Raw genomic sequence first — 21,933 nt, 5'->3', positions numbered from 1 at the left:
TTGTTAGAAGATAGTTTCGGTAGACAGTTTCACTATTTGCGTTTGTCGGTGACCGAAGCGTGCAACTTTCGCTGTCAGTACTGTTTGCCAGATGGGTACGAAGGCCCGTCGAGCGATCAGTTTATGACATTAAGCGAAATTGATACCTTGCTAAAAGCGTTCGCTCGGTTAGGTACTTCAAAAGTGCGTCTAACAGGCGGTGAGCCAACGCTGCGAAGAGACTTCCTTGATATCTTACAACTAACCAGTAATACGCCGGGTATAGAGCGTGTGGCAATGACGACACACGGTGCGCGAATGGAAAAGTTTGCCCACCAGTGGAAAGATGCAGGCTTAGATCAAGTAAACGTCAGTATCGATAGTTTAGACCCACGGCAATTTGCCGCAATAACAGGGCAGGACAAGCTAAAAGCTGTACTGCGAGGGTTAGATGCAGCCATTGATGCTGACCTTGATGTAAAAGTAAACTCTGTTTTACTCAATGACTTTTCCGATAGCCGTCTACATCGATTCCTTGCTTGGCTTAAAGATATGCCGGTGACGCTCCGTTTTATCGAGTTGATGGAAACAGGCGATTTAAACCAATTTTTCAATAAACAACATCAAAGCGGTTCACCATTAAAAACTACCCTGTTAGATATGGGGTGGCAGCCGTTATTGCGTAGGAAGGATGCTGGACCAGCGCAAGAGTTCTATAACCCAGACTATGCGGGCAAGATTGGTTTGATTATGCCGTACAGCAAGGACTTTTGTAAAACTTGTAATCGTCTTCGTGTCTCCGCGCCAGGTAAGTTACATCTGTGCTTGTTCAGTGAAAACGGTATAGATATGAGGCATCTCCTTGCCAATGGTAAAGTAGATGAAGTGGTGGCTTTCCTACAAGATGTACTGGGACAAAAGCACGAAACCCATTATCTACATGAAGGAAAAACTGGGGCCACAAAGCATCTGGCTATGCTAGGAGGCTAAAAAAATTCGCCTACGTTAAGGGAAAATGTAGGCCAAAATAAAAAGCATCGAATAAGTTTGGTTTGTTGTAAAAATAAGCTATATTCAGCGATGAAAGTATATTAAAAATAATAATGATAAAGGAAGTATATGCATATCAAGGACAGTGCGCGTCTCTCCTACCACTATATCACCGATAAAGACGCCGATTTTTTATGGGAGCTCGACCAAGACGAGCTTGTCATGAAGTATATCAATGGTGGTAAAAAATCCTCTAAAGAAGACATTCGCGATATTTTTGTTCCTCGCTTCCAAGCTTATTCCAACCCTGCTTTGGGGTGGGGGCTCTGGCGCGTAGAGACGCTGGCTGAAAAAGAAAGCATAGGGTGGATTTTGGTTCGTCCTTTTGGCTTTTTTACCCAACACCCTGAAAGTGACAACATGGAATTAGGTTGGCGCTTTAAAAGTCAGACCTGGGGCAAGGGGTATGCCACCGAGGCTGCTCAAGCAATAAAAAACGCCTTATATGATATTGGTGTAGAAAAGTTTTCGGCAATTGCTAACCCTGAAAACAGTGCGTCTATCAATATCATGAAAAAGCTAGGTATGACATTCAGTCATGAGCTTGAATACAAAGACAAACTCTATCATGAGACAGTGGTTGTATATTCTAACTAGGCAGGTGCATGATTAAATCAAAGAACGTATTGGTAAAATCACTTGTTATTCAATATGTTCTTCACACTCTGGTAGCGTGCATGCTGTTCTTCAGATAGGGCTGATGTTTCAAGAGTCTCTCTGCATTTGTTAATCGCAGTTACTGTGTCGGGAAGCATAGGCGCGTTTGCTTTTCTCGCTCTAATAATGGCTTGAAGATAGTTCAGTGCAATTGAGGGGTTTTTAGGCATAACACGAAACGCCTGAGCGAAGGTGGTATAAGATTGCTCCAAATTACCTCGTTTATACTGGGCAACAGCTGAGTTGTTGAGTGTTTTAGGGCTTAATGTAATTGCTTCTTTTTCTTCTTTTTCCTGCTTTAAATACGTCGCCATTAGGTTTAATTCATCAGCGCTTTCTTCCTGTCTTGATGAAATCGCATCTAAAATTGCAATCGAATCTTTTTTAAGTCCAACCTCATGCAGCGCTTTGGCTCTATCGAGTAATGCTTCAGTAGAGTGATGTTGAGCGTGGTCTGTGTGAAAGTCTGACAGTAGCATCTGTGCTTTCACAGTGTCATCTTTTAGATAATGAAGTCGGGCATCGATCACTGTTAATTCGTCATTTACCGCTGCTTTTGGGTGGGCTTTTTTCAGCTGACGTAAATATTCGTTGGTTTGTTTAACAATGCTGTTTACGTGTTCTGGCTCAGATGTCATGGCAAAATCAACACCGGCTCTTGCTGCAGTTAGATAAATATCTGGTTTATCGTAGATAGAGTTTTTCGCATAGCGTACAACTTTCTTCGCACTGTTAAACTGGCTTTCATAGTCGTGTGTGATACGAGCTAGGTTTATCGCCATTTGATGCCGAGGGATATTCTGAGGAGAAATATTGCATGCTAGCGCTGTGCACTCTAGCGCATCATCAAACGCTGCCTGTTTAATTTGTAGTTTGGCGAGTAAGTCGTATGCCTCTAATGCAGCATCAGGGCGCATCGCCAGTTGGATGATTTCTCTTTCTGCATCATCAAGCTCATTGAGTGCCAAAAGGCTTTTCGCAATTCCCATTTGAGCCCAGCTAAAATCTTGGATGTTTATTATTGACTCAAAGAAGGCCAAAGCTTCCTGGAATCTCTCTGTGATAATAAACAAATCACCTTTAATCTTCATTGCTAGAGGAAAGTGCTCGGCATGCTCGGGTTGTAACAAGAAATGCTCAACTTCGGCTAGCGCCTTTTCATAGTCCTGTTTATCCATAAATGAATAAACATTTTCAAGGGCCTTTTTCCTTGCTAGAACGCGAGAAAGCCGACGGTCTAATTCGTTAACGGAAAATGGCTTAGCAATAAATTCATCTGGTTGCAGTTCGATAATTGCGTGGACGACTTCTGCTGATGTGTCTGCGCTAGTGAAGATAAATGCGCTGGTGAGTGGCAGTGAGTGAGACTCATTGAGTTGCTCTAGTAAAAAGTAACCGCCTTGTTCTGAACGTAAGTTATACGAGCAAATGATGGCATCATAAGTGTGTTCTTGTAGCGCTGATAGTGCATGAGAGGGCCTATCAACATAGTCCATATTGCGGAAACCTAGTTGCTCAAGGGCATAGTGCATGTGGCTTTTTGCCAGGACCTGATCTTCGGCAATTAACAACTTAGTATTTCTAGCTAAGTGTAGCTTCATTAAAGGGTAGCCTTTAGGACGTTATGGATCTCACCATACCACGATAATTATTTTTAAAGTATAGCTCGTCAGTGAGACTATCGCACAGTTAAGGTAATTCGTAGTCAATATAGACAGCAGAAATTTCGTGGTGAACAGGGTGGTTAAGGGGGGGTTACGATTATGGAAGGTGCAATATTTGGTAGAGCTAAGTGGTAAGTGTAAGTGACAGCATTGCTAAAGTAGTTTTTTAAAAGTGACTGATTTTGTTTAGAATGTGAATTGCTTTTGCACTATCTAGGTGAAGATAAAATGATAGTATTGCGTTATAAGATGTGAATTCGTTGAATTTGAAGAATACTTAAAGAAAGATGGTGGACGCTACTGGGCTTGAACCAGTGACCCTCGCCTTGTAAGGGCGATGCTCTCCCAACTGAGCTAAGCGTCCGTATTTTTGATTTCACTGTTTAGCCACTGTGAGGAAGTGGTGGACGCTACTGGGCTTGAACCAGTGACCCTCGCCTTGTAAGGGCGATGCTCTCCCAACTGAGCTAAGCGTCCGTATTTTTGATTTCACTGTTTAGCCACTGTGAGGAAGTGGTGGACGCTACTGGGCTTGAACCAGTGACCCTCGCCTTGTAAGGGCGATGCTCTCCCAACTGAGCTAAGCGTCCATATTTTGATTTCACTATTTAGCCACTGTGAAGAAGTGGTGGACGCTACTGGGCTTGAACCAGTGACCCTCGCCTTGTAAGGGCGATGCTCTCCCAACTGAGCTAAGCGTCCATATTTTGTAAAACCTTGCCTAAGCAAGTGGGGCGGTATTATAGAGTCGGTTCCGTTAGTGTCAACAATAAAATTAAAGAAAAATGACTGTGTGCCCGAAATTTAGCCACTCTGACTGTATCTTAACTAAATTGATGAAAAGAGCAGCGTTTTTAAGTGCTCAAAGTGGACAGACACTTATTAGTGAAAGTGCGTGAAGTTGGACAGACACTTCTATATAGAAAGTTAAATCGGACACACACTAAATAACTTTGGCTAAATGTGTCAGTGCTCCAAAGCACATCTACTTTGCTCATTGGACACCCACTTATTTAATTCACTCATTGGACACCCACCTGTTGACTAGATTTTAGTGGACAGACACTTATTCAGCTCGACCAAAAGAAGTGAACGCGGAAGTGCGATGTTTTAATGGACAGACACTTAAACCAACCTAATAGAGTGCTTGTGTAAAAGAGACAGCTTTTTTTGGACAGTCACTTTCTTATTGAGGAAAGTGTTTACCCCTACTGTTACGTAAGCATGCAGCAATTGCCACATTCAGATGTCATTCTTATTCTTATGACTCAGTGTAGGTTAAATACCAGTTATTTGATAAGTGGATATCATACGTTACTATATCATCTCTAGACTTTAATGATTTTATAGCGTTCTTCTTCACGCCATGAATTGTCTTATCATAGATTATGGGGTGGCGAACATTATGTCTGTATTTATAGCTATAGCCGCTACCAGCAAAGCCTAAGACATCTCTAACCAAAGTAATTGTACAAATCTGATTTTCCGGTTTCACGACTATTTGAATTATATTCATTTTATTCAGCAAGCGAGCCAATCCACCGTTTTCCAGGTCACCCGGTGTAGCTCTTAATGTTGGGATTTTCTCAACATCTTGGCAAACAATATCTTCGATTTTTTCAAATACTAAAGTGTTGTCATAAAACTCATTAATGTACTTTTCCTCTAAGTCGCGGGGAGGAAGTAAAAGAAAAATAAAAACTATCCATAAAACAACTAATAAAATAAGTTTCTTCATATTTTGTCCTTGACCAAAGAACCTCAATATTGTGAGGGTTTTTAAACCATTCTTTGAAAACTAAAACAGCTGTTACAAACTCTACTCAACTAACAAAATTGGAGAGGAAAGGGAACCGAGGAAAGGGGGCAGACACTTAAACCAACCTAAATGAGTGCTTTTATAAAAGAGACTGCTCTTTTTGGACAGCCACTTTCTTATTGAAGAGAGTGTTTACCCTACAGTTACTCGAAAAGTTAATTATAGATTTATCTAAGTGTGTGTCCATTGCAGCAAGAATGGATATAGAAGGAATAAGCTTGAAGATAAGTGACTGTCCACTTTCTTCTCCTCTTTTACATTGTTCTATTCTTAACTTACTTTTGAAGTAGCGCGTAGACTGGTAGAATGCGCCCATCTTTAGAAATACTATTAACAATAGAGAGTGACCATGTCGGTTGTTACACGATTTGCACCCAGCCCAACAGGCTATCTTCACGTTGGTGGCGCACGAACTGCGCTTTATTCTTGGCTTCTTGCGAAAAGCAAAGGCGGTGAGTTTGTTCTTCGTATTGAAGATACGGATATCGAGCGTTCAACTGAAGAAGCTAAGCAGGCTATTTTAGACGGTATGCAATGGTTAGGTTTAACTTGGGACACAGGTCCTATCTATCAAACTGAGCGTTTTGATAGATATAAAGAACTTATCCAGCAGCTTTTGGATGAAGGTAAAGCGTATAAATGCTTTATGAGCTCTGAAGAGCTAGATGCAATTCGTGAGGCGCAAAAAGAGCGCGGTGAAAAGCCTCGCTATCCTGGCACATGGAGAGACAGAACTGATCACCCTGAAGGTGAGCCGTTTGTTATTCGCTTCAAAAACCCTTTAGAAGGCAAGGTTGTTATTAACGATCATGTCCGAGGAAAAATTGAGATTAGTAATACAGAACTCGACGATCTCATTATTCAACGCACTGATGGCACGCCTACCTATAACTTCTGTGTAGTTGTAGATGATTGGGACATGGGGATTACCCATGTAGTGCGTGGTGAAGACCATATAAATAACACGCCACGCCAAATCAATATACTTGAAGCCCTTAATGCGCCAGTTCCAGAGTACGCTCACGTTTCTATGATCTTGGGTGATGACGGCAAAAAGTTATCAAAGCGACATGGTGCAGTAAGTGTAATGCAGTATCGTGATGACGGCTTCTTACCACAAGCGGTTCTTAACTATCTTGTTAGGTTGGGCTGGTCTCACGGCGATCAAGAAGTTTTCTCAGTTGATGAAATGATCGAGAAATTTAGCTTAGATGCAATAGGGCAGTCTGCGTCGGCATTTAATACAGAAAAGCTAATCTGGTTAAATCAGCATTACATAAAGACGTTGCCAGCAAGTGAGGTTGCCTCACATGCTAAATGGCATTTCGAACAGTTAAATGTTGATTTAACAACAGGTCCAGCGCTTGAATCGATAATTGCTATTCAAGCGGATAGAGTTAAAACGCTTAAAGAGTTAGCAGAGATTTCTACATACTTTTATCAAGACTATGAAGATTTCGATGCGAACGCAGCAAAAAAACACCTTCGACCAGTTGCTCGAGGTCCATTAGAGCTTGCTAAAGATAAATTAATGGCAATTGAAGAGTGGAACCCAGAAAATATTCAAGCTGCTATTAATAGTACGGCTGAAGAACTGGAAGTAGGCATGGGTAAAGTAGGCATGCCGCTGCGTGTAGCTGTGACAGGTGGTGGTAATTCACCGTCTCTAGATATCACGTTGAATCTTATCTCAAAAGAGAAAATTGGCGAGAGAATCGACAAAGCGCTTACTTTTATAGCAAACAGAGAAAATTCATAAAAAAAGCGTTGACATGACAGAGGGGGATGCCTAGAATGCGCCCCGCTGTCACGGAACAGTCACACAAAATGACTGGTACCATGATGGGGCCATAGCTCAGCTGGGAGAGCGCCTGCATGGCATGCAGGAGGTCGGCGGTTCGATCCCGCCTGGCTCCACCAAGTCACATTGAGTTGTGGTTTGATATAGGCTGAAGTTGTTAAAACAACTTCGGACTGAAATTTCAAAGCTTTAGCTTCGAAAAAGAATTCAGTCCCCTTCGTCTAGAGGCCTAGGACACCGCCCTTTCACGGCGGTAACAGGGGTTCGAATCCCCTAGGGGACGCCATTTTATCGCGTCACAGTCGATTAAAACTGTGAAATAGGCTGAAGTTGATTATTCAACTTCTGACTGAAAGTTTCGGTAAGGAAAGGTCGCTCAGTTCGCTGGCTCACTTCGCCTTACTGAAAATCTCGAAAGCAGAGCTTTCGAAAGAAGATTTTCAGTCCCCTTCGTCTAGAGGCCTAGGACACCGCCCTTTCACGGCGGTAACAGGGGTTCGAATCCCCTAGGGGACGCCATTTTATCGCGTCACAGTCGATTAAAACTGTGAAATAGGCTGGAGTTGTTAATTCAACTTCTGACTGAAAGTTTCGGTAGGGAAAGGTCGCTCAGTTCGCTGGCTCACTTCGCCTTAACGAAAATCTCGAAAGCAGAGCTTTCGAAAGAAGATTTTCAGTCCCCTTCGTCTAGAGGCCTAGGACACCGCCCTTTCACGGCGGTAACAGGGGTTCGAATCCCCTAGGGGACGCCATTTTATCGCGTCACGGTCGATTAAAACTGTGAAATAGGCTGGAGTTGATAATTCAACTTCTGACTGAAAGTTTCGGTAGGAGTAAGATTGTTTATTGCATTCTTGAGCTTACAGAAATTTAGTGAAATGTATCTTCACTAGCAAAGTTTCAGTCCCCTTCGTCTAGAGGCCTAGGACACCGCCCTTTCACGGCGGTAACAGGGGTTCGAATCCCCTAGGGGACGCCATATCGAAAAAACCAGCCATCCGGCTGGTTTTTTTGTTTTTGTCTCCAGAAACGTTGTGGACAGACACTTCTATACTTTCTCAACCACTAACCGCATTTAACTACCAGTGGACAGTCACTTTTATACTTCCGTAACCACCAACCGCTTTCAATTGCCAGCGGACAGTCACTTACATTTTCGTCCTTAACAAATGACTATCCAAGTATTACTAACTCAACCTTTCATGCTTACTCTAGGGTGAACTAATCCTTTGCAAAGCAAAGCCAACATATCCTTGAGCAACTAGTTTTTAGGATACGAAGCGTAAAGATCTTATGTCACAGTTGTCGATTAATCTCTTGTAGAATAGATACGTAAGCTTGCTGAGCTGTTATGATCTCTTAAATACAAAAGAGGTGTTATATGCAGAATTATCCAATTGGGACTCCGGGTGAGCCATGGAGCGAGAAAGAGAAATCGCAGTGGAAATCTCAACAGACTGTGAAAAGAAGTTACCAAGAAGAAGTACTCGATAAACTTTTCAATATTATTCCTGAAGGCTTTGAACTAAAGCAGTATGGTTCTCTCCCATACGATTCTGAACGCTATCCGTTATATGCAGTAGTGCCAAATAACTTTGATACTAAAAAGCCTACAGCGCTTGTTACGGGTGGAGTTCACGGTTATGAAACGAGTGGCGTGCAGGGCGCACTTCAGTTTATTAACACAAAGCTGTCTCAGTACGCAGAGCAAATAAACATTGTAGTTGTGCCATGTGTAAGCCCTTGGGGTTACGAGACGATAAATCGATGGAATCCAATGGCACTAGATCCAAATCGCTCGTTTTACAGCGACTCTCCGGCACCAGAATCCGCTCAGCTTATGCAGTTAGTGTCTGATTTAGCGTTGTCGCTAACGCTTCATATCGATTTACACGAAACTACCGATACAGATAACACTGAATTCAGACCGGCGCTGGCCGCACGGGATGGCGTAACCCACGATAATTGGAATATACCTGACGGTTTCTATACGGTCGCAAACACGCCAAATCCACAAATAGAGTTTCAAAAAGCTGTAATCGATGCGGTGAAGAGAGTGACGCATATCGCTCCTGCAGACGAAAGCGGCAAGATTATTGGAGCAGATGTAGTGAGTGAAGGTGTTATCTGCTATGACAAAAAGGCTTTGTTTCTATGTGGCGGTATGACAGATGCCAAATACGTTACAACAACGGAAGTATATCCCGATAGTGATAACGCGACACCTGAAAACTGTAACGACGCTCAGGTAGCTGCCATCTGCGCTGCACTCGATTACTCGAAATAGACGCTTGAACGTTTAGACGTCTAGATGTATATTTGAGCCTCTTTCAAAGGAGGCTTTTTGTGTTTACTTATTCTGCGGTTATTTACGACGGTAAAAAACAAAATTTAGTGCGATATGAATGTGGGACAGACACTGAGTTTGCTTCATATCTTGAATCGCGTTTTGGTTGCCATGTTTGTTTATGGTCAAATAAAGAATTGTCGGAAAACACAATGGCGGCTATTGCTGCTTCGCATGCTCAAAGTAAAAATGAAGGTTTAGATAAAACAGAAGCTTTATGAACTTAACATCTCCGTGTATCGCCTCGTGTAAATTGAATGATGAAGAAATTTGCGTTGGATGCAAACGCACTATTGATGAAATCGTAGAATGGAGGACATACACCGATAACCAAAAGCTGGCCGTTATAGCTCGTCTAGAGAGCATAAGGAAGGATACTACTTCCCAATAGTATGATAATGAAAAACTATAATTTGACGTTTTAATCAAACAAGAAACCGCTCTATAACAGCCCCTTTTTAGTGGACAGACACTCAAGCTTTAACTCAGCACTTTAGTCGAAAATCCCCTCGACTTAGATAGCTTCATAGACAGACACTTACTCATCAATAGCACAGTCCATTCAACAGTGTTCTTAATCCAATAAAACGGACAGTCACAAAGTTGATAAACTGACCACCAAATCCTGGCTGAAATTAACGCTTTTTGCTACACTCCCGCGCCAATTTTATGTTCTAGTAACACGAGACGTTTATAATGAAAGTAATGCTTGCCCCTATGGAGGGCGTTGTCGATCACTTAATGAGAGATATGCTCACTCGAGTTGGTGGCTTCGACCAGTGTGTTACTGAGTTCGTAAGAGTTGTTGATCAAAAACTGCCGAAGAAAACGTTTTATAGACTTTGCCCGGAGCTACACAACGGTGGCAAAACGCCCTCAGGCGTACCAGTAAGAGTTCAATTGCTAGGGCAACATCCACAATGGCTCGCAGAGAATGCACAAACTGCAATAGAGCTGGGCTCCCCAGGAGTTGATCTGAACTTCGGTTGCCCTGCTAAGACCGTCAACAAAAGTAAGGGCGGGGCTGTGTTGTTGAAAGAGACGCAAACCCTTTACGATATTGTGAAAGCGGTTAGGGAGGCCGTTCCTGTTGATATCCCGGTTTCAGCCAAAATAAGACTGGGCTTTGAGGATAAGTCTTTAGCTATCGACAACGCTATCGCTATTACTGAAGCAGGAGCCTCTGAGCTCGTTGTTCATGCAAGAACAAAAACGGAAGGCTATAAGCCACCGGCTTACTGGGAGTGGATAGCGAAAATTAAGCAGCGCACAGATATCCCTATTGTCGCAAATGGCGAAATTTGGAACGCTGACGACGCTAAGCGCTGTCAAAGCCAATCAGAGTGTACCAACCTAATGATAGGACGAGGTGCATTGGCAATGCCTAATTTGGCGCTGAGTATTAAAAAGGGCGTAGCACCTATGCCATGGTCTGAACTGGCAGCGTTGTTGATACAGTACTCTGGCTACGAAATTTTTGGGGACAAGGGCAAATATTACCCCAACCGAATTAAGCAATGGTGCGGCTATCTGAAAAGACAATACCCTGAAGCTGAAGTTCTATTTAATGACATAAGACGTCTCACGAACTCTAAAGACATCGTCGACGTCCTTGCTCGTCAAGCGGATATTTAGTCAAATAATGTCGTTACTTTACCGACTCAAGATAAATATTTCTGAGCATTAGAAACATTGGGGCGACATGCTCTTTGACAACACTTAGCAAAATTCTCCATCATTTCTGGGCAGCCAACAGGGCCGGTAAAGAGGGCTTCGAAGTTACTGGTCACTAATTGCCAGTTTTCTTTTGTCATCCCAAGTTTATTGAGCAATTTATTTGGAAGCTTAGGAACTCTGCAGGCGTTGCTATTCCGCTCTACGTTCAACGTATCAGTAATAAGCTGCAAGTAATCTGTAAAAGCAAAAGGCAAACTCTCAGCTAGCTTTTTCTCACTGTCATTAAAGGGCATCAAAAACTTAGGTATTTTGTTCGAGCGCTTAGCATTTAAGCGGTATTGAATACTGGTGTAATGGGAGTTGCTGAGTGTCTTCGCTATTTTCGCCCTAATGGGGTTCAAATCAACATACGCCATTACACTTGCTAGCGCTTTTTCATCTAATATTGCTTGAGATCTAAACCTTCTTTCCCAGAAATAGCCTTTACATTCATCTTCTTTATTAGCTTTGCGCGCTATGTATTCATTTAACATGCGCATAAACCAGCTTATGCTTTGAAGTCGCTCTCGATATATGACAGATAGCGACTTCAATTCTTCTCGCTCTTCTGTTGTAACTGAATCAAAATTTTCTAGGTATCGCTGTACTAGGGGAGGGCATTTGTAAAACATTCTCCACCTAAGCAATACTTCATCCATAGTCCAGCCATCAGCTCTACCCTTAGCGATATGGAGTACAACATGAATATGGTTGTGCATTACAGCGTAAGCGCATAAATCAATGGCAAAAGCTTGTGATAGCTTGTGAAGCCTATCTTGAATCCATTTTCTTCTATGTTCGTAGTTTATGCCCGTACGTGAATCACGACCACACAAATAAGATTGCCTTACGCAGCGAGAAATACAATGGTAGTAAGGCGTGACATCGGTGTTAATTTGTTTGTAACGAGGTAAAGGCATATCCGTATCCCATAGTTATTTGTAAGTATTATGAGATTTACAGCGTTAAATTTAAGTGGTCTTTGGAACAGTTTTGTTGGCGTTAGCGATTAGCTGACTCCAAAAAGGACTTCCTGGATTATTTTTTCGAACGGAAGTTATGCATTAGTTGAGGAGGATGGTCATGGACAGACACTTAAATTTAATAGTGTGTGAGAAAAAGGACAGTCACTGTATGGCTAGCAAGTGTCTGTCCTTTCATATTCAACTACCAAGCAAACTAAACGAGGACAAAAAACAAGTGTCTGTCCTTTATAAGTCTTCGTTATAAGATTTTTAGGAGAGCTATACAAAAACATCTACTCTTGAACCCACTCGTCCATCATTAGTACTCGATGTCTGTTGTGTACTCTGGGGTTGAGTCTCGCGACTTTCTTGCACACTACGAGATTCAACTTGCTGAGCAGGACGCTGAGGCGATTCTAAAATAGTGGAAACAGGTGTCGAATTAACAGATGAAACATCCATAAACAAACCTCATATTGAAGCAAATTATCATGTAAAGGTAGCACATTTATTGAGCGTCAATAATTAAACTTCTCAAGTGTCTGTCCATAAATTTAGCGATCAAAGGTTGTGCCTCCGCATTCGGGTGAATGCCATCGGTTTGCATTAAGTTTTTATTTAGCGCTATGTCTGCAAGAAAAAAGGGAATCTTTTGAACATCCTGAGCTTCCGCTACTTTATTGAAGTTTTGCGTAAACATTTGCGTATAGCGCTTACCGTAATTAGAAGGAATTTGCATTTCTTGTAGAAATACTACGGCATTACTATCCTTTGCAACACTTACCAGCGAATCTAAATTATCTCTAATCTTACCGATATTATGCCCCTGAAGGCCGTCATTACCGCCCAGTTCAATCAATACATGGGTAGGGTTGTGTTGCTCTAATAAACGGGGAAATCGCGCTAAACCACCGTCAGTGGTCTCTCCGCTTACCGCAGCATTTACAATATCAATCGGAATGTTGTCGTCTTGCCACATCTTTTGTAACAAACTGACCCAACCCTCATGTTGCTGTAATCCATAAGCCGCGGATAGACTATCTCCTAAGATTAGTAAAACCGCATTTTCGCTTGTGTCGCTCTGCTCGGCTTGATCTGATAGCGCTTGAAAGGGTATTAAAAGAATAAGTAAAAAAGCGAACAAATAACGAAATTTAACAAACACGAATTGATGACCTCTTATGATAAAAGCTAATGCTGTAACCAAAGTAGTGGATACGAGTGAAGGTTCACTGCAGATCCTTCGTCCTATTTCTTTTGAAGTCAAGTCTGGTGAGTCCGTTGCCATTATTGGCGCGTCCGGTTCAGGTAAGTCAACCCTTTTGGGGTTATTGGCTGGGCTCGATCAAGTTACAGAAGGAGAAATTCTTCTAGATAACGAAGCACTTCATAGCATGAACGAAGAAGAGCGCGCTATTTTAAGAGGAAATAAAGTGGGCTTTATCTTCCAAAGCTTTATGTTAGTTCAAAGCTTAACAGCGCTTGAAAACGTTATGTTGCCCGCAGAAATTGCAGGCCTTGATAACCCAAAAACGCTTGCTCTTGATATTCTTGAACAGGTTGGTTTAAAGCATCGAGCGCATCACTTCCCTAACCAGTTATCGGGAGGCGAGCAGCAGCGTGTTGCCATAGCGCGTGCCTTTATCACTTCACCTAAAATACTTTTCGCCGATGAGCCTACCGGTAACCTAGACGCTAAAAATAGTGAAAAAATAGAAGCACTTCTTTTTAAAATGAACAGAGAAAAAGGCACGACTCTCGTCCTTGTTACCCACGATAATGAGCTTGCAGAACATTGTGATAGGCAACTCACCATGAATGCGGGAGAGCTTGTTGAAACAACCGGCGCGAACACAGTAGACAATAGAGAGGCAGTGTAGATGTCGACGTCTCTCAATTTAGGTTGGCGGCTTTTCAAGCATGAGGCTAGGCGCGGCGAACTTACCATTATATTGCTGGCTATTGTGTTATCTGTAGCAGCCGTGTTGTCGTTGTCGCTTTTTAGTGAGCGCTTGCAAGGTGCACTTAAGTCTCGCTCTGCTGCGTTTATTGCAGCAGATGCACAGCTTCGCTCAGACGATCCTATAAACGAAGATTGGTTAACTCGAGCACGAGAAGAAGGGCTCGCGACTGCAAAGCAAGTGGCGACACGCTCTATGGTATTTAAAGGCGATGAGATGTCGCTTGTCGATTTGCGAGCAGTGAACAACGCTTATCCCCTTAAAGGGACAGTCAATATCACCAATCAGCCTTTCGGTGAAAAGCGTGCTACTTCAGAATTGCCTCAGCCAGGTGAAGCCTGGGTACAGTCTCGGCTTTTCCAGAGTTTAGGGCTTTCTATTGGCGATAATATCGAAATTGGCGATGGCACTTTTACCGTAACGCATGTGTTGGTAGATATTCCAGATGCTGGCTTCAGCGTATTTAATACTGATCCTATCGCTCTGATTAATTTAGATGACTTGGAAAAAACCGCGATAACCGGGCCAGGGAGCCGCGCTCGTTATGTGGGCTTTTTTGCCGGTGATTCTGGTGATATAGAAAGTTTCAACACCTGGTTATTGCCCCAATTAAATGACGACTTACACTCGTGGCGGACAGTCGAAGATGACGAGTCTGCGATAGGGCGCTCTGTCGCAAGTGCTGAGCGTTATTTTTTACTAGCGAGTTTGTTAGCAATAGTATTAGCGGCGGTTTCAATTGCCGTTGCTGCTCAGCGTTATGCCCAGCGCCATTTTGACCCCGTGGCAATAATGAAGACCTTGGGGGCAACAAGCAGCACAATCCGAAAAGTGTACTTGTTTCAAATTTTATTTATTACCGCACTTGGTATTTTTATTGGTCTCATTATTGGTTTTATCGGTCAGCAAATTGTGGTTTCTCTGGTAGCTGATAGAGTGGATGTGTCTCTTGACGTTTGGCACTGGCGTCCGCTTTTAATTGCCGTTGCTACGGGTGCTACCTGCGCTTTGCTCTTTTCTTTGTATCCTCTATTACAGTTATTTTCTGTGCCCCCGCTTCGCGTATTGAGAAAAGATATCTCGGCGAATCTGCGTTCCAGAAGTATTCAGTTTGTGGCTTCTGGCGGCGCTATATTTTTATTAATGTGGATGTACAGCCGCGACCTCCAGATTAGCGCAATTTTATTCGTGTCAGGTGCAGCGCTCGTTCTGGGGCTACTTGGAGCAACGTATATACTGATTGCTATTGGTCGCAAGCTGGGCAGTGGCAGAATGGGGGCGTGGCAGTTGGCATGGGCTCGTATCAAGCGCCGTGCGATGGACAACAGTGTGCAGCTTATTAGCTTCTCAGTCACGATAATGCTGCTTCTAGTAGTGCTTGTAATGCGAAATGACATGGTTTCGCAATGGCGTTCGCAATTACCCGAAGGTATACCAAACTACTTCTTAATAAATATTACACCGGACATACAGCCAGAGTTGGACAGACACTTCGCCGACAATGGCGTAACCATCGAAGAGTTTTACCCTGTTATCCGAGGGCGATTCGTTTCGGTAAATGGGGAAGGGGTAAATACTGAAGTTTCTAAAGAAGACGAGCCAAATCGAGAAGGCCGAAGAGGCCTAGGTAGAGAAGCGAACCTGACGTGGAGTAATTCGTTACAAAAAGAAAACGAGATTATTGAAGGGAATTGGCATGGAAATGTGGAGACACAATACAGCGAAGGATGGTTCCCCGTTTCTGTTGAAGAAGGTGTTGCTGAAAGATTAAATATTGAAATGGGCGATAGGCTTACTTTTAACGTGGGAAGCGAAATTGTTGAAACGAAAGTAACGAGTATTCGTACCGTTAACTGGCAGACCATGCAGCCCAATTTCTTTTTCGTTATTCACCCCGATGCGATGGCCGCGTTCAGCCCAACGTATATCACTAGTTTTTATCTGCCCACTGATAGGAAGGCTGAGTTAACGAACCTATTAAAGCCGTTTGCGTCGATCACAATGTTTGATGTTGACGCTCGAATAAACCAGCTTCGAGAGATTGTGGACCAGGTTTCTGTTGCCGTTGAGTTCATTTTGGTACTGGTTTTGATGGCGGGAAGTCTAGTATTGATTGCTCAGGTACAGGCGAGTATGGATGAACGTAAACAAGAAATAGCCATACTTCGCACGCTTGGTGCTAAGTGTGGTTTAATAAGGAAAAGCGTAATTTTTGAGTTTGTTATCATCGGTGTAGTCGCAGGCTTTATGGCTGCAATGGCCAACGAATTAAGTCTGTACTTACTGCAAACCACAGTTTTTCAAATGGAAGCGAGTTTGCATCCTGAGTACTGGGCTATAGCACCAAGCGTTGGAGCCATTGTTGTAGGCATATTAGGAGCTTTTGGTTGCTATCGACTGCTTACACTCAATACTGGTCAGATGCTAAGGAATATGGTTTAGGTATTCCTGCGTTAATTTAAAAGGCGCGTTAATACAAAACGAATACAAAACGGACAGACACTTGGTTAGGTGTCGTTAAAGTTGAGGGCAGTGGACAGTCACTCATTAGAAATGAGTGTGTGTCCACTGTGCATTTCACAGCAAAACTTGCTAATTACAAAAGAGTGGTCTCGCTAAAAGTTTGAGAAATGCTCTGATTTGAGAATAGATAGAAGTTTTTGAGGTTTGTGACTGAGCAGAAAGCCCAGCGATAATGTTGCGCAAAAAATGTGGACACACATATGTTTAACCAATTAAGTGTCTGTCCACAAGGTAAATAACGAATTTCAGCAATTCAACTAAGCGCGATATATTTCTCTTAGCGCCTCGTCAATAGAAGGGAATTCAAAACTGAATCCGGCGTTAGTGAGCTTTTTAGGAATGACCCGTTGTCCTTCTAATATCATCTTTGATGACTCGCCCATTGCTATTTTCATAACGAAGCTAGGTACGTTAAAGAGGCAAGGGCGACCCAGCACTTTCGCAAGAGTTTTAGAAAACACCTTGTTCGTAACAGGCTCTGGAGCGGTTAAATTAAACGCACCGGTACAAGCACTATCTTCTAACAAAAAAGAGATAGCACGAACCATATCCTGTAAGTGGATCCAAGCCAAGTACTGAGTTCCGCTACCTAGTGTTCCTCCGGCCCCTAACTTGAAAGGTAGTGCCATTTTGCCAAGCGCTCCGCCTTTCTCAGTAAGCACCACGCCAGTACGAAGCGTAACCACACGAGTTTTCGTTTGATCTACGCCTTGAGCAATAGCTTCCCATCTTGCGCATAAATCATGGGTGAACTCATGGTGAGGAGAGGTATCTTCGGTAACAAGCCTGTCACCTTGGCTGCCGTAGTAACCAATTGCAGAACCCGATAGGATAACGGATGGTGGTGTTTCACAGCTGTTTATTTTAGATACTAATTCAGCAGTAATATCCCAACGGCTGTCGCAAATCCTCTTCTTTTGAGTGTCTGTCCAGCGTTTGTCGGCGATAGGTTCACCGGCTAAATTAATAACAGCATCGAAGTTCTCGAAGTTTTTTATCGAAGCGATGCTTTCTACAATATCAACGCGATTACCTAATTTATCCTTTGCCTTTTCAATATCGCGAGAAATCACAGTGAATGAGTGCTTATCTGAATATTGGCGAATAAATTCACCGCCAATCAGCCCCGTACCACCAGTCAAAAGAATGTTCACAGTTGGCTCCTTGAGGTATGACCTATCCCGACTTATTGCAAGACAGCGTCAGCGACACTGAATCAGAAAATCTAAGAGCGTGTGGTTTATCAACTTCAACCTCGGCGAAGCGTACCGAAGAGTGTTCCGACGCAATACTTAACACATCTGCGGTAAGCTTTTCTAAAAGGGAGAAACGGTTGTCTTCGACGAGTTTAATAATTGCTTTGGTAATCGTTTTATAGTTTAACGCGTCACTCATATCGTCGGTGTTTGTCGCCTTTTCAGCGTCATAATCAATTTTCACGTTAACAACAACGTCCTGCTTGTTTTTTATCTCATCTTCATTGATGCCAATGTATGTGCGTAGTCTTAAGTTTTTAATTTTAATAGTGGCAAAATTAAAGTTCATTGAAGTCTCTTGTTTGTAGTTGTTTATAAGTCGTTGTAAAGTATTGTCGTTTCAGTTAGGAATGTAGCACACAATGTCAATGGAACTACGCTCGCCAACAGCAAAGATTCTTATCGTTTTAGCGTGTTTAGTGGTAGTGATGGCCGGAATTAAAGCCGCCAGCACAATCATGGTACCGTTTTTTCTCTCTATTTTTATAGCGATCGCGTGTAGTCCAATAATACGCTGGACCTCGAAATTCGGTGTGCCTAAATGGCTCTCTATAACATTTGTTATACTGCTTATCGTTGTTTTTGGTTTTCTTTTAGCTGGCTTAGTAGGCCAGTCTATGACCGAGTTTAGAGAAAACTTGCCAGAATACAGAAGTAAGCTTGATACAGAATTTGCCTGGGTTGTATCTAAATTAGCTGAGTTCAACATTCACATTAATAGAGAACTGATCGCTTCTCACCTTGACCCAGCAACGGCTATGTCTGTGGCTACAAATTTTATAAGCGGAATGGGCGGAGTGCTTTCTAACTTATTCCTAATACTCTTGACTGTTATTTTCATGCTTTTTGAGGCAGATAGTATCCCTCGCCGTTTCCATATTGCACTTGCAGATCCTGGCATGAAGCTTAAGCACATCGATAAATTTATACGTTCTGTAAATAGCTATTTAGCGATAAAAACTGTGGTTAGTTTGGGTACAGGCTTGATAATCGGCGTTTGGCTTTACGTGCTCGGGGTAGACCATTTCATGTTATGGGCCGTCTTGGCCTTCATGCTCAATTTTATACCAAACATAGGTTCTATTATTGCGGCAGTGCCAGCAGTATTAATCGCATTTGTTCAACTTGGCCCCGCCTCAGCAGGCTTCGCTGCCCTCGGTTTTGTGCTTGTAAATACCATCATGGGTAATATGGTCGAGCCTAGATTGATGGGTAAGGGCATGGGACTCTCTACACTTGTGGTATTCCTATCATTGATATTTTGGGGTTGGTTACTGGGCACCGTTGGAATGCTACTATCGGTACCGTTAACCATGGTAGTAAAAATAGCGCTTGAATCTCGCGAAGAAAGTAAGTGGCTTGCGGTGTTGTTATCAAGTGAAGGTGAAAAATCTACTTCATAAAACAGGGTTGATATAGTGCATCAATAGATAGTGGACAGACACTCGCTTGGACTTGTGCAAAGTACTTTAGAGGACAGACACTTTTTTAAAGAAAGTGACTGTCCGTTACAAGCTACTGGTCCACAAAGCTTTAAAGAGAAAGCTATAAAAGGGACAGACACTCAAATGTTTTTAGCAACCTTAATGCGGAATAGCTAAACGATAAATTTAAAAAGTGTCTGCCCGATATCAGGCTCTTTGAGAAAAATAAAGTGTGTGTCCACTTTTAGGCTCGCTTTTAATCATTAAAGGCTCACTGATTTATGGGTTAGCCTGGGGCTTTTACACCACTAATCGTGATTTGGAAATTGAATAACGATACGAGCGCCGCCAAGCGCGCTGTCCTTGATAAGCATTCTACCTTCGTAGATTGAAACTAGGTCTGTGGCTAAGGCCATTCCAATTCCGTGGCCTTCGGTGTAAGTATCAAGACGAGTTCCGCGCTCTAGTAAAAGTACTTTTTTGTCGTCAGGAATACCTGGCCCGTCGTCTTCAACATTGATTGTGAGCCAACCTTCACTTGTTTCTGCAGATATAACTATTCTATCTTGAGCCGCTTTGCATGCGTTATCTAACAGATTACCGCAAAGCTCCATAAAATCTGTTTCGTCTCCTTTGAACTGGATATTGTCATCCATATCGAATTCAATGGTTAGGGCCTTGTCCTGATAAACTTTGTCCATAGCATCGGCAAGTTTGTGCAATACTGGCAAAACATCAATAGCTTGTTGCCAACCAGACTTTCCTGCACTCGCTCTTTTCAGCTGGCGTTTAATAATTCTGTCAATTTGCTGAAGCGACTCCTTTACCTCAGTTGGTAAATTACTTGCCCCCGATGCTACTGCAAGTGGTGTTTTCAAGCTATGTGCTAGGTCACCTAAGCTGTTTTTGTATCTGGCTCTTTGCGCTGCTTCAGTTTGAAGTAATCCATTAATAGACTCTTTTAAAGAATCGAATTCGACTGGGTATCGCGATTCTAACTCGCGCTTGTTACCGCTAGACGTTTGTGAAATTTCGTCAATTAGCTTTCTAACAGGTAGAAGAACTAAGCTTATACCTATGATAATAAAAACTAAAAGAGCAATACAGAGGGTGACTATCCATTGCCACGTTGTGCTTAAGAAAGTATTCCGCTCAGCTTCGAACAGTGCTTTGTTATTGAATATATAAAACCTTACCGGCTCGAAATCTCTGCTTGATGCAAACTCAGCAGTAAAGGCATATACAAAAAATTGGGACTCTTCCTCAAATGCGGGTGTATAGGACTCCAAGAACAACTCGTTGCCTACGGCGACGTCTATTGCGGGAGGAGAAAAGGTATACTCAAGGGCAGAAGCTGATTGCCAAATCACTTCATCTCGAAATACGATAACGCCAAGATAGCCAGAGCCAGGCAGATTAAGCTGTTCTTCGTATAAAATTTCAGGCATATAAGGCATGTCGCCGTCTAACTCAAAAGCAGATAACAGCCCTAAGTTCATCAACCTAAGTTCGCTCATCTTAGCTTGTGTAAGGCTATCGGTATAAGCCTCGTCCAAAATGACAACAGTGAAAGGTGCAAAAAGTGCAAGTAGAACTATCGCTAGAAAAATACTTCGCAAACGAAGCGACAACTGCCTCATAGACTTCTATTTATCCTGTAACCTCTACCCCGAAGTGTTTCGATTGGCTTCAATTCACCTGATGGGTCTAATTTTTTGCGCAGTCTTCCTACAAAAACTTCAATGACATTGCTGTCTAAATCGAAATCTTGATCGTAAATATGTTCGGTTAACTCCGTTTTAGAGATGACCTTTTGCGGATTAAGCATAAGGTACTCCATCACTTTGTATTCATACGCGGTTAAATCTAGGGCCTCACCGTTTAGGGATAGCTCTTCGCTTACTGTATCTAGCGAAATAGGGCCGAACTGAATGGTAGGGTTTGCTTGACCTGAAGCGCGTCGAATGAGGGCTTTTGTTCGAGCAAGTAGTTCTTCGTTGTGAAAAGGCTTTGTGAGATAGTCATCAGCACCTGCATCAAGCCCTTCTACCTTTTCTTGCCAACGGTCTCTCGCTGTAAGAATGAGTATGGGGCATGCAATGTCAGCTTGGCGAGCTTTTCTTATAACCTCAAAACCATCAAGCTTTGGCATACCAATGTCGACGATAGCCAAGTCATAGCTATATTCTTTAATAAGATAAAGCGCGTGTTCGCCGTTATCAGCTAAATCTACGCTGTAACCATTTTGTTGAAGCAGTGCATCAAGTTGAGTTAATAATCTGCTGTCGTCTTCCGCTACCAAAATACGCATGTTAGTCCTTATCTTTGCTGGTTTTTACCTTGCCGGAACGTTTGTCTACATCTACCGATACTACTCGTCCCGACTTCTTGAGGACTTTAACACGGTAATTTTTTGAGGTTTTTTCAACTTTTAAAACGCGTCCATTTGCGGCAGTGCGTGCTCGTTCTGCAGCTTCGCTTTTTGATATATCGCTCCCAGAGCCTTGCAACGCCAAAGCAGGCGCTATGCTAGACGTGGCTAACACTAAACAAACTACTGCTACACGAAGCGATAATGTCATACAACCTCACAATTATTATCCCACTAAGGCCAAACTAAAGATAAGTATAAACTTGGTTAACTGAACCCATTCTGAACTAGTTTTAGTCTACCTCGCGGATTGAAAACTGTATATAAGCCTTAAGTAAATTGCATTTACAAAACAGGCTGAAGAGTAGGGCATGATGTGGACAGACACAAAGAAAGTTAA

General features: G+C 42.7%; 20 protein-coding genes and 9 tRNA genes. 15 read left to right on the top strand and 14 right to left on the bottom strand.

Annotated features, from left to right (window positions below; genetic code table 11):
- A complete protein-coding gene (gene moaA / locus ACXACS_RS15080; protein WP_474807777.1) occupies window positions 1–969 on the top strand; it encodes a GTP 3',8-cyclase MoaA in 969 nt (322 codons plus the stop codon).
- 129 nt (window positions 970–1,098) lie between these two features.
- Entirely contained in the window at window positions 1,099–1,626 is a 528-nt protein-coding gene (locus tag ACXACS_RS15075; RefSeq protein ID WP_474807775.1) for a GNAT family N-acetyltransferase, read from the top strand.
- 38 nt (window positions 1,627–1,664) lie between these two features.
- On the opposite strand, the gene ACXACS_RS15070 is transcribed toward ACXACS_RS15075, so the two are convergent.
- The 6 genes from ACXACS_RS15070 to ACXACS_RS15045 all read right to left on the bottom strand — a co-directional run bounded on the left by ACXACS_RS15070 (window position 1,665) and on the right by ACXACS_RS15045 (window position 5,088).
- Window positions 1,665–3,287 (bottom strand): response regulator, encoded by a 1,623-nt coding sequence (locus ACXACS_RS15070; RefSeq protein WP_474807774.1) that lies wholly within the window; start codon window positions 3,285–3,287, stop codon window positions 1,665–1,667.
- 351 nt (window positions 3,288–3,638) lie between these two features.
- Window positions 3,639–3,714, bottom strand: a tRNA-Val gene (locus tag ACXACS_RS15065).
- Between the two features lie 37 nt (window positions 3,715–3,751).
- Window positions 3,752–3,827: transfer RNA gene (locus ACXACS_RS15060), tRNA-Val, on the bottom strand.
- Between the two features lie 37 nt (window positions 3,828–3,864).
- Window positions 3,865–3,940: transfer RNA gene (locus ACXACS_RS15055), tRNA-Val, on the bottom strand.
- A gap of 36 nt (window positions 3,941–3,976) precedes the next feature.
- A tRNA-Val gene (locus ACXACS_RS15050) sits at window positions 3,977–4,052 on the bottom strand.
- A gap of 559 nt (window positions 4,053–4,611) precedes the next feature.
- Window positions 4,612–5,088: a hypothetical protein gene (locus ACXACS_RS15045; RefSeq protein ID WP_474807773.1), complete on the bottom strand. Its 477-nt coding sequence runs from the start codon at window positions 5,086–5,088 to the stop codon at window positions 4,612–4,614.
- Between the two features lie 430 nt (window positions 5,089–5,518).
- On the opposite strand from ACXACS_RS15045, the gene gltX reads away from it, so the two are divergent.
- The 10 genes from gltX (at window position 5,519) to dusC (ending at window position 10,952) form a co-directional block, all read left to right on the top strand.
- Window positions 5,519–6,928, top strand: a complete 1,410-nt coding sequence (gene gltX, locus ACXACS_RS15040) for a glutamate--tRNA ligase (protein ID WP_474807771.1) — start codon at window positions 5,519–5,521, stop codon at window positions 6,926–6,928.
- Between the two features lie 85 nt (window positions 6,929–7,013).
- Window positions 7,014–7,089, top strand: a tRNA-Ala gene (locus ACXACS_RS15035).
- A 91-nt stretch (window positions 7,090–7,180) separates the two neighbouring features.
- Window positions 7,181–7,256 (top strand) — tRNA-Glu (locus tag ACXACS_RS15030).
- 157 nt (window positions 7,257–7,413) lie between these two features.
- Window positions 7,414–7,489: transfer RNA gene (locus ACXACS_RS15025), tRNA-Glu, on the top strand.
- Between the two features lie 157 nt (window positions 7,490–7,646).
- Window positions 7,647–7,722: transfer RNA gene (locus ACXACS_RS15020), tRNA-Glu, on the top strand.
- A 151-nt stretch (window positions 7,723–7,873) separates the two neighbouring features.
- Window positions 7,874–7,949 (top strand) — tRNA-Glu (locus tag ACXACS_RS15015).
- A 402-nt stretch (window positions 7,950–8,351) separates the two neighbouring features.
- Window positions 8,352–9,257: a M14 family metallopeptidase gene (locus ACXACS_RS15010; RefSeq protein ID WP_474807769.1), complete on the top strand. Its 906-nt coding sequence runs from the start codon at window positions 8,352–8,354 to the stop codon at window positions 9,255–9,257.
- Window positions 9,258–9,316: 59 nt separating this feature from the next.
- Complete coding sequence (locus tag ACXACS_RS15005) at window positions 9,317–9,538, top strand: hypothetical protein (protein WP_025254684.1); 222 nt, start codon at window positions 9,317–9,319, stop codon at window positions 9,536–9,538.
- On the top strand, window positions 9,535–9,708 hold the full coding sequence (locus tag ACXACS_RS15000; protein ID WP_474807767.1) for a DUF1289 domain-containing protein: 174 nt from the start codon (window positions 9,535–9,537) through the stop codon (window positions 9,706–9,708). Before ACXACS_RS15005 ends, ACXACS_RS15000 begins: the two co-directional genes overlap by 4 nt.
- Window positions 9,709–10,013: 305 nt before the next feature.
- Window positions 10,014–10,952: a tRNA dihydrouridine(16) synthase DusC gene (gene dusC, locus ACXACS_RS14995; protein ID WP_474807765.1), complete on the top strand. Its 939-nt coding sequence runs from the start codon at window positions 10,014–10,016 to the stop codon at window positions 10,950–10,952.
- Between the two features lie 26 nt (window positions 10,953–10,978).
- On the opposite strand, the gene ACXACS_RS14990 is transcribed toward dusC, so the two are convergent.
- The 3 genes from ACXACS_RS14990 to ACXACS_RS14980 form a co-directional block, all read right to left on the bottom strand.
- The gene (locus ACXACS_RS14990) at window positions 10,979–11,953 is read right to left on the bottom strand and encodes a transposase (RefSeq protein ID WP_474807763.1); all 975 of its coding nucleotides are present in this window, start codon (window positions 11,951–11,953) and stop codon (window positions 10,979–10,981) included.
- Between the two features lie 324 nt (window positions 11,954–12,277).
- Complete coding sequence (locus ACXACS_RS14985; RefSeq protein WP_474807761.1) at window positions 12,278–12,460, bottom strand: hypothetical protein; 183 nt, start codon at window positions 12,458–12,460, stop codon at window positions 12,278–12,280.
- Between the two features lie 46 nt (window positions 12,461–12,506).
- Entirely contained in the window at window positions 12,507–13,163 is a 657-nt protein-coding gene (locus tag ACXACS_RS14980) for an arylesterase (RefSeq protein WP_474807759.1), read from the bottom strand.
- A 16-nt stretch (window positions 13,164–13,179) separates the two neighbouring features.
- Between ACXACS_RS14980 and ACXACS_RS14975 the strand changes: the two genes are divergently transcribed.
- Together ACXACS_RS14975 and ACXACS_RS14970 are read left to right on the top strand one after the other, a co-directional pair.
- On the top strand, window positions 13,180–13,878 hold the full coding sequence (locus ACXACS_RS14975) for an ABC transporter ATP-binding protein (RefSeq protein WP_474807758.1): 699 nt from the start codon (window positions 13,180–13,182) through the stop codon (window positions 13,876–13,878).
- A complete protein-coding gene (locus tag ACXACS_RS14970) occupies window positions 13,879–16,401 on the top strand; it encodes an ABC transporter permease (protein ID WP_474807756.1) in 2,523 nt (840 codons plus the stop codon).
- Window positions 16,402–16,739: 338 nt separating this feature from the next.
- Here the strand turns inward: ACXACS_RS14970 and ACXACS_RS14965 are convergent, their stop codons facing one another.
- Both ACXACS_RS14965 and folX read right to left on the bottom strand, forming a co-directional pair.
- Window positions 16,740–17,636 (bottom strand): TIGR01777 family oxidoreductase, encoded by an 897-nt coding sequence (locus ACXACS_RS14965; protein WP_474807754.1) that lies wholly within the window; start codon window positions 17,634–17,636, stop codon window positions 16,740–16,742.
- 22 nt (window positions 17,637–17,658) lie between these two features.
- Complete coding sequence (folX, locus tag ACXACS_RS14960) at window positions 17,659–18,027, bottom strand: dihydroneopterin triphosphate 2'-epimerase (RefSeq protein WP_474807752.1); 369 nt, start codon at window positions 18,025–18,027, stop codon at window positions 17,659–17,661.
- Window positions 18,028–18,100: 73 nt separating this feature from the next.
- Here folX and ACXACS_RS14955 point away from each other — a divergent pair, with 73 nt between their 5' ends.
- Window positions 18,101–19,141: an AI-2E family transporter gene (locus ACXACS_RS14955; RefSeq protein ID WP_474807750.1), complete on the top strand. Its 1,041-nt coding sequence runs from the start codon at window positions 18,101–18,103 to the stop codon at window positions 19,139–19,141.
- Between the two features lie 329 nt (window positions 19,142–19,470).
- On the opposite strand, the gene ACXACS_RS14950 is transcribed toward ACXACS_RS14955, so the two are convergent.
- The 3 genes from ACXACS_RS14950 to ACXACS_RS14940 are packed head-to-tail and all read right to left on the bottom strand — an operon-like array spanning window position 19,471 to window position 21,744.
- Window positions 19,471–20,802 (bottom strand): ATP-binding protein, encoded by a 1,332-nt coding sequence (locus ACXACS_RS14950; protein WP_474807748.1) that lies wholly within the window; start codon window positions 20,800–20,802, stop codon window positions 19,471–19,473.
- Window positions 20,799–21,473, bottom strand: a complete 675-nt coding sequence (locus ACXACS_RS14945) for a response regulator transcription factor (protein ID WP_474807746.1) — start codon at window positions 21,471–21,473, stop codon at window positions 20,799–20,801. The genes ACXACS_RS14950 and ACXACS_RS14945 overlap by 4 nt, the downstream gene beginning before the upstream one ends.
- Window position 21,474: 1 nt before the next feature.
- Window positions 21,475–21,744 (bottom strand): PepSY domain-containing protein, encoded by a 270-nt coding sequence (locus ACXACS_RS14940; protein WP_474807744.1) that lies wholly within the window; start codon window positions 21,742–21,744, stop codon window positions 21,475–21,477.
- Window positions 21,745–21,933 lie beyond the last annotated feature (189 nt).

The sequence above is a fragment of the Alteromonas sp. AWM4_230 genome, from assembly GCF_056158305.1.
Note: the sequence above shows the minus strand (reverse complement) of the source record. Positions and strands in the feature narration are given on the sequence as shown.